The organism is Mycobacterium sp. E1747 (assembly GCF_001667775.1).
GTDB lineage: Bacteria > Actinomycetota > Actinomycetes > Mycobacteriales > Mycobacteriaceae > Mycobacterium.
Genome location: NZ_LZJI01000020.1, coordinates 1 through 10,737, shown reverse-complemented (window position 1 = coordinate 10,737; position 10,737 = coordinate 1). Strand labels below are relative to the sequence as shown.

Sequence of the window (10,737 nt, the reverse complement as noted above, 5' to 3'; positions counted from 1 at the left end):
TCGGGCCTGACTTCACACCGCCGCAAGACGGCTCGAGGCGCCCCGCCCCAAACCACCCTTATTCAGCGGACTCCTAGCTGCCCAGCAGTCCGTTGAGGTTGCTCCCGATCGTCCACGCCGCGGTGGCGACCAGGCCGGTGAGCGCCAGCACCACGGCCACCCAGATCAGCACCATGCGCCGCCCGCGCTGACGGGCAAAAGCGAATTCGCCGACCGGGATGCCCGCGAATTCCCCTGTGACAGGCTGGTATTCGTAGTCATCGGGCTCGTCGTCCGATTGCGGTGCGCGCGGCGGCTCGGACCAGTCCTCGGGGCCGCGCGTCAATTGGCGGGTGGGGTGGCGGACCGGAGCCGCCGCGGGCTGTGACGCGGTGATCGGGCGTTGGCCCATGCGGCTGTGGTGCGCCGCCGCCGACCGGTGCTGCGCGGAGTTGCGCGGCGCGGGCACGGAGAAGTTCGGCAGCGCAAGCTCTTCGGCGATCGCGTCCAGCTTGGCACCCATCTCGATCCCGTCGGCGTACCGATCGGCGGGGTTGCGCGCCGTCGCGCGGCGGACGAACTCGTCGAACTGCGGGGGCACGCCGTCGATCGCCGCGCTGGGCGGCGGCACATCGGTGTCCAACCGTTGGTAGGCGATCGACAACGGCGAGTCGCCGGTGAACGGGGTGCGCCCCGTGAGCAACTCGTAGGTGAGAATTCCGGCGGCGTACACGTCGCTGCGCGGGCTGGCGTCGCCGTCGCGCACCTGCTCGGGTGACAGATACGCCGCGGTCCCCAGAATGACGCTCGTGGAGGTGATTCCGGCCGCCGCAACGGCGCGGACCAGGCCGAAATCCGCGATCTTGACCTCACCGTCGTCGGAGATCAGCACGTTCTCCGGCTTGACGTCGCGGTGGACCAGCCCGGACCGGTGCGCCGCGGCGAGCCCGCTGAGCACCGGGCGCAGCACCGCGGCCACGGCGTACGGCGGCATCGGCCCGCGCTCGGCCAGCAGCTCGCGCAGCGTGCCACCCTCGATCAGCTCCATCACCAAGAACGGGTGCCGGGAGTCCAATCCCTGGTCGTAGACCGCGACGAGCCCGGGATCCTTGAGCCGAGCGACCGAGCGGGCCTCGCGCTGGAAGCGGGTCAGGAACTGGTCGTCGCCCGCGTAGCGCGAATCCATCACCTTCACCGCCACCGGGCGGTCGAGCCGGGTGTCGAGGCCGCGGTACACCGTCGACGTCCCGCCGCTGGCGATCTTGGACTGCACCAGATAGCGGTCGTCAAGCAACGCGTTGTCCAGCGGGTCTGCCAGGCCGGCGTAAACCCGGCGACGCTGCGGGCCGGGACGGCCCGATGACCCGGGCGATTCAGCTTCGGCCACGGGGCCATCGTAGGTGCGACGGGTTGATTGGACGCCGGAACGTGGGTTCAATCCGTGTGGCAGGGCCTACACTTGCGCCGTGAGCAGTGTTCCTGCCGGCGACGATGTTCTGGATCCCGACGAGCCCACCTACGACCTGCCGCGGGTCGCCGAATTGCTCCGGATCTCGGTCAGCAAGGTGCAGCAGCAACTCCGGGAAGGCCACCTGGTCGCGGTGAAGCGAGACGGCGGCGTGGTGGTGCCCCAGGTGTTCTTCACCAAGTCCGGTGAGGTGGTCAAGAGCCTGCCGGGACTGCTGACGATCCTGCACGACGGCGGCTACCACGACACCGAGATCGTGCGGTGGTTGTTCACCCCCGATCCGTCGCTGACGATCACCCGCGACGGCAGCCGGGATGCCGTCAGCAATGCCCGCCCCGTCGACGCCCTGCACGCGCACCAGGCGCGTGAGGTCGTGCGGCGGGCGCAGGCGATGGCCTACTGAGCGGACCTACTGAGCGGGAATTACGCCGTTTCCAGCGCCTCATCCGCTGTCTCGGTGCGCCGGTCGGGCGCCCGGTCGAGGCTGTACCAGGCGATCAACGCGCAGACCGTCGCCAGCGCGAAATGCAGCCACGAGTACATCCCATGCGAGCCATCGGGTTTGAAGATCACCATCACCCACGTCGACAGGCCGGCGATGACCGCGATCGCCCGTCGCGATTGCGCCAGCGGGGCGACCACCGCCAGCGGCCAGGAGTAGTACCACGGCAGCGCGGCGGGCACGAACAGCACCACGACGAGCATGGAGAGCGCGATGCCGGTTAGGGCGGCGCGGTCGTCGCGCCGGAACCGCCACCACAGCAGCGGCAGCGACACCGCGATGACCGCGATTCCGACCAGCCGCGTGATGCGCAGCATCGGGTAGAAGTGCACCGCGAAGAACCCGCTGAACGCGGCGTGGATGATGTTGGCCGCGGCGGTAGGCACCGTGAGCCAGTTGATGATCTTCACCGACCCGGCCAGCGCGGTCAGCCAGCCCAGGCCCACTCCGGCCACGGCCGACAGGATGCCGAACACGACGGCGAAGATCAGCAGCGACATCGCCGCCGCCGCGGCGAACGCCCGGGCCGGCCGGTATCCGCGGCGGTCGCGTAGGTGGCGGGTCCACACCCACACCATGAACGGCAGCGCGATCCCGGCGGTGGCCTTGACCGCGATGGCCACCGTGATCAGCGTCGTGCCCAGGACGTGACGCCCGGCGAAACTGAGCGCGATACCCGCGGCCATCAGGCCCACCATCAGCATCTCGTTGTGCACCCCACCCATCAGGTGGATGAGCACCAGCGGGTTGAGGACGCAGATCCACAGGGCCGTCGATCCGTCCGCGTCCAGGTGGCGGGCCAGCCGCGGGGTAGCCCAGATCAGCAGGGCCAGGCCCGGCAGCATGCACAGCCGCAGCAGCGCCGTTCCGGCCACCACGTTGTTGCCGACGGCCATGGTGACCAGCTTCGCCACCAGGATGAATGCCGGGCCGTAGGGGGCGGTGGTGATCGTCCAGATGGGACTTACGTTGTCCAGCAAGCTGTTCGGGTTGGCGACCGGTCCAACCGCGTAGGGGTCCAGGCCGTCGCGCAGCAGCGCGCCCTGGGCCAGATACGAGTAGGTGTCCCGGCTGAAAACCGGTACCGACAGCAGCAGCGGCGCCAGCCAGAAGCCGGTGGTGGCCTTCATCATGAACTCGGTCACTTGCCCGTCCAGCACACGCCGGCCTAGGCGCAACCAGGCGATCAGCATGAGGCCTACGCCCGCCCACAGCAGCACCGACGACAGCACCAGGCCATGGCCAAAACGCAGCCAGGACATGTGGATCGACTCCAGCAGCGGGTCGTGTTGCCGGGTGCTGCCCGCGCCGAGGCCGCCCACGAGGATCAGCACCGAACCGAGCATGCCCTGTTTCGCCGGCCCGGACTCCGCGGCGCCGGTGAACGCGCGTAGCCGCGAAAACCACCCGACACCAACCGGTTCGGCTTCCGGCGAGTCGGACGGCGGGGTGTGCGTCGGAGTCGTCATCGGCTCAGGCGGACCGGTCGGTGGCCATTCTGGCCAGCTCGGAGAGCCCCGCTTTGGCCGCGGCGTTGATCGGCGCGGCCGCCAGCGCCGCCAGGGCCCGTTGGGTCAGCTCGGCGATGCGTCGCTCCGCGGCTGCCAGGGCGCCCACCGACTCGATGATCCCGCGCAGCAGGTCCACCTCCGCGTCGGTCAACTGCGCCCCGATCGAGTCGCGTAACAGCTTGGCCGCCAACGGATCCGAACCATCGGCCAGTTCCAGCGCCTCGGCCAGCAACACAGTGCGCTTGCCCGAGCGCAGGTCGTCACCCGACGGCTTACCGGTCACCGCCGGGTCCCCGAACACACCCAGCACGTCGTCGCGGAGCTGGAACGCCACGCCGATGTCCGTTCCGAACAGGCCGAAAACATCCTGGACGTCGGGGCGGTCCGCGGCGGCGGCCGCCCCCAGCTGCAGCGGGCGCGACACGGTGTAACAGGCGGTCTTGTAGGTGTCGACGTTCATCGCCGAAGCGATCGACTCGGCGGCGCTGGCTTCGGCCACGATGTCCAGGTATTGACCGCCCAGCACCTCGGTGCGGATTTCGGCCCACACCCGCTGAACGCGCCGCACCGCGTCGGGCGGCAGATCCGCGCGGAGCACGATGTCGTCGGCCCAGGACAGCGCGAGGTCGCCGAGCAGGATCGCGGCCGACATGCCGAACCGCTCCGGCGAACCCCGCCAGCGCCGGCTGCGGTGCAGGTCGGCGAATTGGACATGGGCGGTCGGGCGGCCACGACGGGTCGAGGAGTCGTCGATCACGTCGTCGTGCACCAGCGCGCAGGCGTGCAGCAACTCCAGCGCGGAAAACAGCAGCAGCACTTCGGAATCCGGTTCGCCGCTCGCCACGGCGCGCCAGCCCCAGTAGGCGAACGCGGGGCGCAGCCGCTTGCCGCCGTTGAGCACAAAACTTTCCAGGGCGGCGACCAGCGCCTCGTAGTCACCGCCGATGTATGCGGTGTCCGCGCGCCGGTCGCGCAGATACCGCCGAAGCCGATCGGTGATCGCGCCGGTCAACTCGACGGTTGCCGCTGCTTCGACGCTCAGCGCCGCGCCCCTTTCTGCTCGACGTGCGTGGTGTGGCAGGCCCGACCAGTGTATTCGGCGCGGCATCGGGCACCTGCCCAACCAGGCGTGGCGGGGATTGCTTCGATTCCCCCGCAATCGGGCGGGACCCCCACGCCTATGCTGACGGGGGTGTCGGGGCTGCCCGCTGTGCGGCCGGGAGACGCCCCAAACCACTCGTCGTCGGATGGAGAGAAGCCGCGTGACACTCAACACCATTGCGCTCGAACTGGTGCCGCCGAACGCCGACGAAGGCCGGGAGCGGGCGCTCGAGGACGCGCGAAAGGTGCTGCAGTACTCGGCGGAAACCGGCCTGGCCGGCCGGCTGCGGCACGTGATGATCCCCGGCATCATCGCCGAGGACGACGACCGTCCCATCGTGATGAAACCCAAGTTAGACGTGCTGGACTTCTGGTCGATCGTCAAGCCCGAGCTGCCGGGAATCCACGGCCTGTGCACCCAGGTCACCGCCTTCTCCGACGAGCCGACGCTGCGCCGGCGACTGACGGACCTGCGCGCGGCCGGGATGGAGGGCGTCGTCTTCGTGGGCGTTCCGCGCACGATGAACGACGGCGAAGGGTCCGGCGTCGCACCCACCGATGCGCTGTCGATCTATCGCGACCTGGTGCCCAACCGCGGCGTCATCCTGATTCCCACGCGCGAAGGGGAGCACGGCCGGTTCAACTTCAAGTGCGACCAGGGCGCCACCTACGGGATGACCCAACTGCTGTACTCCGATGCCATCGTCGGCTTCCTGCGCGAGTTCGCCGAGAACACCGATCACCGGCCGGAGATCCTGCTGTCGTTCGGCTTCGTCCCCAAGATGGAGAGCCGGGTCGGCCTGATCAACTGGCTGATCCAGGATCCCGGTAACGCGGCAGTGGCCGACGAGCAGGAGTTCGTCAAGCGGTTGGCCGCCAGCGAACCGCCCCAGAAGCGCCAGCTCATGACCGACCTCTACAAGCGTGTGATCGACGGGGTGGCCGAGCTCGGGTTCCCGCTGAGCATCCACCTCGAGGCCACCTACGGGGTGTCGGCGCCCGCCTTCCAGACCTTCGCGGAGATGCTGGCGTACTGGTCGCCCGGCCAGCAGGGCTAGTCCGGGGGCTGGTCGCGGGGTGCGCTGAACCGCGGGGAGCGGTCGCGGTTCATCCAGGCCAGCAGCGCGACGACGCCGGCCGCGGCGAACGACGCGATGCCCAGCCACACGCCCGCCCCGGTGAAGGACCGCGTGTTCGGGTCGGTGTAGCGGGCCTGGGCGGCGATGGTGCTCACGACGCCCGGCTTGAGCTTCCAGGACACCACCGTGGATTCGACGCGGTCGCCGTTGGTGGACGTCACCACACCTGGGAAGGCGACGGTCAGCTCGACGTCGGCTTCGGAGTCGGTCAGCGAGGTCAGGTCCGCCCGGCCTTCCAGGATGACCAGGTTGCCATTGCGCCGCAGGGTTAGATTCACGCCCTGCGCGTCGGAGTTCATGTTGGCCAGCTGCGGCAACTCGGCGAACGTCAGGTCCGAGAACACCGCCTGCGATCCCACGTAGCCGTCGCTGTCGTAGTTCGACACCGCCACCTTCTGACTGAACGGCAGGTTGTTGCTGTCGAGCTGGGGGCCGGTGTCCTTGGGCGTCTTGGGTTTAGCGGCGGCGACGATCTCCCCGGACACCAGGTCGTCGGGGGAGATGGTGAGTGACGCCCTGACTCGTAGGCACCCGGTGGCCAGCGGCACCAGCATGAGCAGCATCGCGAGGGCCACCAGGCGGCGGCGCCGAGCGGTGAATCCGCGGGTTCGGGGCGGGAAGAGGCTGGCGCGCACCAGGTCATCGTGCCAGATGCGGCGTGCCACCAAAGCGAGTCCGCCTGGGTGTGCCCGCGATCCGGCGATCACAGCGGTAGCTTGCGGCCCAGGATCGCGAATGCGCGTGGGTCACCGGCGAAGTGGTAGCCGCGGATGACGTCGGTGAAACCCAGCCGCCGGTACAACCGCCAGGCCCGGTTCGGCTCGCCGTTGGTCTCGGGCGTGGACAGCAGGACATTCTCCTCGGCGCGGCCGGCGAGCAGCCGCCGGGCCAGCGCCTCGCCTAGGCCGCGGCCCTGTGCGCGCGGGTGGATGTGCAACTCGGTCAACTCGAAGTAGCTGTTCATCAGGCCGGCGATCTCCTGGGCCGGCCGGCCGCCCCGTTGCAGGCCGAGAACCACCTGCTGTTGCCACCACTGGCCGGGTGCCCCGGGGTACCCGTAGGCGATGCCGAGCAGCGGGGCGTCGCTCAGTTCGGCCGCCGACGGCATCGGCCCGTCCGCGCCCTCTGCCACCTCGACGTCCACCACGCCCACCCCCTGCCACCCCCGCCGGCGGATGTGCTCGAGCCACATGGCGGCGCGCTGGTTCTCGGTGCCGCGCGGATACCGCATCGCGTCGACATACACCTTCAGGGCTTCGCCGAGCCGGCGCTCCATATCGGTGGGCGGCAGATCGATGAGGAATATCGCCACTCGCGGTGCCCTCCTCATCCTGTGCTCGCATGCTTGCATTCGCGTTTGCCGCACGGCCCGCGCCGCCATCGCCATTATCGGACCCGGGGGCGGTTGTCCCGCGAGCGGTCGCGGCAACGAACCGACCAACCACCCCGGCTGGGCAAGCCGGTTGTAGCGCACGGGCGTTCCGGCTCCGACGGGTGCCCGGCCGGGGCCAGGATAGAATCGCAACCGAACCAGTGGTAAGGCGCAGATTGACCTCGTATCATTTCAATTAGTTGCCCCCACAATGGGCATCCGCGTGCTATCGATAGTTACGCGTCAACTGTCGGCAAGGAGGGACGAATGCCACTCTCCGATCATGAGCAGCGGATGCTCGATCAGATCGAGAGCGCTCTCTACGCCGAAGATCCCAAGTTCGTGTCGAGCGTGCGCGGCGGAGGGTTGCGCGCACCCACCGCGCGCCGCCGCCTGCAGGGCGCGGCACTGTTCGTCATCGGCCTCGCGATGCTGGTTTCCGGAGTGGCGTTCAAGGCCACCATGATCGGAAATTTCCCGATTCTCAGCGTCTTCGGCTTCATCGTGATGTTCGGTGGCGTGGTGTTCGCCATCACGGGTCCGCGGTTGGCCGGCCGGCCCGACCACCCCGGCTCGGCGCCCGGCTCGCTGCGCCAGCGCCGCAACAAGGGCGGTGGGGGTTCGTTCACCAGCCGGATGGAAGACCGGTTCCGCCGCCGCTTCGACGACTAGGAGGTATCGCCGACGAATCTGGGGAAGCCATTCGGCTCCCCCTTTTTCATGCCCGTAGCGGTCGCGCCGTCATCGTCACAGATTCCCCCGGGGCGGCCGAGGATCGCCGGGCCGGCGATGCCGTTTTGACGCCGGATCGAGCCACAACCGTGCTTCGGCGCAGGAGCTGAGCCCCACCCCGCCCCACCGCGTGCCCCACTTCGCCCCACATCGTGCTACATGGTGGCTTGAGCTGCGATTTCCTGCTGGCCGCTGCGGTGCCCGGCGGGCCCCTGGGAACCGCTGTCGCACGGTCTGTGCGCCCAAAGGTGGCGGATAACCCCGAAAAGTCCGCCGCGACACTCTCGGAATGGGGCAGAGTGGGGGATTGTGGGGTATGGTGGCTGCAGTGTTTGGGTGACACAGAGCCGCTTTCGGCGGGAGGTGAATTCTGGTGTTTCTCGGCACCTACACGCCCAAACTCGACGACAAGGGGCGGCTCACGTTGCCCGCCAAGTTTCGCGACGCGCTGTCAGGGGGGTTGATGGTCACCAAGAGCCAGGACCACAGCCTCGCCGTCTACCCGCGGGGCGAATTCGAACAGCTCGCGCGCCGGGCGAGCAAGGCGTCGCGGAGCAATCCCGACGCCCGGGCGTTCCTGCGCAACCTCGCCGCCGGCACCGACGAGCAGCATCCCGACGCGCAGGGCCGCATCACGCTGTCGGCCGACCACCGTCGCTACGCGAACCTCTCCAAGGATTGCGTGGTGATCGGAGCGGTCGACTACCTCGAGATCTGGGATGCGCAAGCCTGGCAGGACTACCAGGAGACCCACGAAGAGAACTTCTCCGCGGCCAGCGATGAAGCACTCGGCGACATCATCTAATGCGTGGCGACCCGCCGCGCCCGGCGCCGCCGGGCTTGCGATCACCACGACCTCAAAGGCGCATGCCCGTGCAACGTGGCCTCTGCCCGAACCGACCCTGGCGTACTTCCCCAACGCCAGGTTCGTGCCTTCGGACAGGGACCTCGATGCAGGGGCGTCTCGCCCGGCCCGGGGGAGGTGTTGCGATGGCTGACGATTCAGGCGACTTCGGGCACGTGCCCGTCCTGCTGCACCGCTGCGTCGAACTGCTGACCCCGGCGCTGACCCACCGGCACGCCGATGGGTCGGGCGCCGTCCTGCTCGACGCCACCCTGGGCGCGGGCGGGCACGCCGAGCAGTTCCTGACCGACCTGCCGGGGCTGCGGCTCATCGGCCTCGACCGCGACCCCAGCGCGCTGGACATCGCCCGCGACCGGCTGGCGCGATTCGCCGACCGCGTCACGCTGGTGCACAGCCGCTACGACGGACTGGCCGCGGCATTAGCCGAATCCGGTTACGGCACAGTCGGATCGGTCGACGGGATGTTGTTCGACCTCGGTGTGTCTTCCATGCAGCTCGACCGCGCAGAGCGGGGCTTCGCCTACGCCCAGGACGCGCCGCTGGACATGCGGATGGATCCGGAGTCGCCGTTGACGGCGGCCGACATCCTCAACACCTACGACGAAGCCGCGCTGGCGGACATCCTGCACCGCTACGGCGAGGAGCGGTTCGCGCGCCGCATCGCCGGGCAGATCGTGCGCCGGCGCGCCCGCGCCCCCTTTACGTCGACGGCGGAGCTGGTAGCCCTGCTCTACCAGGCGATTCCGGCCCCGGCCCGGCGGACCGGGGGCCATCCGGCCAAGCGCACCTTCCAGGCCCTGCGGATCGCGGTCAACGACGAGCTGGATTCGTTGCGCGGCGCGATCCCAGCGGGGCTGGACGCGCTAGGCGTCGGCGGGCGAATGGTGGTGCTCGCCTACCAATCCTTGGAGGACCGGATCGTCAAGCGGTTGTTCGCCGACGCGGTCGCGTCGCGCACACCGGTGGATCTGCCGGTCGAGCTTCCTGGCCACGAGCCGCGATTCCGGTCGCTCACGCACGGCGCCGAACGTGCGGACGCCGCCGAAATCGAACGCAATCCGCGCAGCGCCGCGGTGCGGCTACGCGCCGTGCAACGGGTCCAGCAGTCAACCGGAAAGGGCGACGCATGAAAGCAAAGCGGGAGACGCCGAATCGCCGTGGCGGGCGCGACGGGTCCGCCCGGCGCGGCAGGCGTTCGGCCGCCGAGCCCGGCTCGGCTCGCCGCACCCGGCCCGGGCGGAGCGCGGCGCCCACCCGGGAGGGCCGTGCGCCCAAATCCGGACCGCACACCAGCCCGATCACCAGACCGGTCGAGCGCCCGGCGCGACCCAAGAGCACAAGTCAGGCCAAGGCCCGGGCCAAGGCCCGGAAAGCCAAGGCGCCCAAAGTTGTTCGTCCCCGCCTGAGTGAGCGCCTGGCGGCCCGGCTGGCATCGATCGACCTGCGGCCCCGCACCCTGGCGAGCAAGGTGCCGTTCGTCGTGTTGGTCATCGGCGCGCTGGGCCTCGGGCTGGGTCTCACGCTGTGGTTGTCCACTGACTCCGCAGAGCGCTCCTACAAATTGAGCCACGCCCGCGAGAAGACCCGGCTGCTGCAGCAGCAGAAAGAGGCACTGGAACGCGATGTGCGCGAGGCGGAATCCGCACCGGCGCTGGCGGAGGCGGCCCGCAAGCAAGGCATGATCCCGACGCGGGACACCGCGCACCTGGTCCAGGACCAGTCGGGCAACTGGGTCGTCGTCGGGACGCCCAAGCCCGCTGACGGGGTACCGCCACCGCCGTTGAACACCAAGCTCCCCGAACAAGGCCCGCCGGCACCACCCGCGCCGCCCGCCGAGGTTCCGGTCCGGCTGCAGCCCGACCCCGCGGCGCCCGTGCCGGCGCGGTCCGGGCCCGAAGCGCTGCTGCGTGCACCGGACGGGTCGTCGACTCTGGGCGGCCAGCACCTGCCGCAGACCGGGCCGCCGCTGCCGGGCATGCCCGGTTCACCGGGGGCGCCCGTGGCCGGTCAGACCCCGGCTGCGGTGCCCGCGCCGGGCGTGCCGGTCCCGGGGTTGCCCTCGCCGGCG

Annotated in this window: 10 protein-coding genes and 1 pseudogene; 6 read left to right on the top strand and 5 right to left on the bottom strand. The window is 69.7% G+C overall.

Annotation, left to right across the window (positions count from 1 at the left end; all coding sequences use genetic code 11):
- Positions 1-73: 73 nt before the first annotated feature.
- Positions 74-1,366: a protein kinase gene (locus A5695_RS01635; protein ID WP_068077396.1), complete on the bottom strand. Its 1,293-nt coding sequence runs from the start codon at positions 1,364-1,366 to the stop codon at positions 74-76.
- Between the two features lie 79 nt (positions 1,367-1,445).
- On the opposite strand from A5695_RS01635, the gene A5695_RS01630 reads away from it, so the two are divergent.
- Positions 1,446-1,850, top strand: coding sequence for an Rv2175c family DNA-binding protein (locus A5695_RS01630; protein ID WP_067758550.1), 405 nt, complete (start codon positions 1,446-1,448; stop codon positions 1,848-1,850).
- Positions 1,851-1,870: 20 nt separating this feature from the next.
- Here the strand turns inward: A5695_RS01630 and A5695_RS01625 are convergent, their stop codons facing one another.
- Positions 1,871-3,418, bottom strand: a complete 1,548-nt coding sequence (locus tag A5695_RS01625) for an alpha-(1->6)-mannopyranosyltransferase A (protein WP_068077395.1) — start codon at positions 3,416-3,418, stop codon at positions 1,871-1,873.
- 4 nt (positions 3,419-3,422) lie between these two features.
- The gene (gene idsA2 / locus A5695_RS01620; protein ID WP_068077392.1) at positions 3,423-4,472 is read right to left on the bottom strand and encodes a bifunctional (2E,6E)-farnesyl/geranyl diphosphate synthase; all 1,050 of its coding nucleotides are present in this window, start codon (positions 4,470-4,472) and stop codon (positions 3,423-3,425) included.
- 250 nt (positions 4,473-4,722) lie between these two features.
- Between idsA2 and A5695_RS01615 the strand changes: the two genes are divergently transcribed.
- Positions 4,723-5,619, top strand: a complete 897-nt coding sequence (locus tag A5695_RS01615) for a mycobacterial-type methylenetetrahydrofolate reductase (protein ID WP_068077391.1) — start codon at positions 4,723-4,725, stop codon at positions 5,617-5,619.
- Here A5695_RS01615 and A5695_RS01610 read toward each other — a convergent pair.
- Together A5695_RS01610 and A5695_RS01605 are read right to left on the bottom strand one after the other, a co-directional pair.
- Positions 5,616-6,263, bottom strand: coding sequence for a DUF3153 domain-containing protein (locus tag A5695_RS01610; RefSeq protein WP_068077398.1), 648 nt, complete (start codon positions 6,261-6,263; stop codon positions 5,616-5,618). The two genes, A5695_RS01615 and A5695_RS01610, sit on opposite strands and share 4 nt — an antisense overlap.
- 140 nt (positions 6,264-6,403) lie before the next feature.
- Entirely contained in the window at positions 6,404-7,012 is a 609-nt protein-coding gene (locus A5695_RS01605) for an N-acetyltransferase (RefSeq protein ID WP_068077389.1), read from the bottom strand.
- 327 nt (positions 7,013-7,339) lie between these two features.
- Between A5695_RS01605 and A5695_RS01600 the strand changes: the two genes are divergently transcribed.
- From A5695_RS01600 to A5695_RS01585, 4 genes and pseudogenes are all read left to right on the top strand, one after another.
- The gene (locus tag A5695_RS01600) at positions 7,340-7,744 is read left to right on the top strand and encodes a DUF3040 domain-containing protein (RefSeq protein WP_068077388.1); all 405 of its coding nucleotides are present in this window, start codon (positions 7,340-7,342) and stop codon (positions 7,742-7,744) included.
- A 433-nt stretch (positions 7,745-8,177) separates the two neighbouring features.
- Positions 8,178-8,609: a division/cell wall cluster transcriptional repressor MraZ gene (gene mraZ, locus A5695_RS01595; protein WP_068077386.1), complete on the top strand. Its 432-nt coding sequence runs from the start codon at positions 8,178-8,180 to the stop codon at positions 8,607-8,609.
- Between the two features lie 124 nt (positions 8,610-8,733).
- Positions 8,734-9,799: pseudogene (rsmH, locus tag A5695_RS01590) on the top strand (16S rRNA (cytosine(1402)-N(4))-methyltransferase RsmH).
- Positions 9,796-10,737, top strand: a 942-nt coding sequence (locus A5695_RS01585; RefSeq protein WP_068077382.1) for a hypothetical protein, incomplete at its 3' end; no start/stop codon positions are given. The pseudogene rsmH and the gene A5695_RS01585, both read left to right, overlap by 4 nt.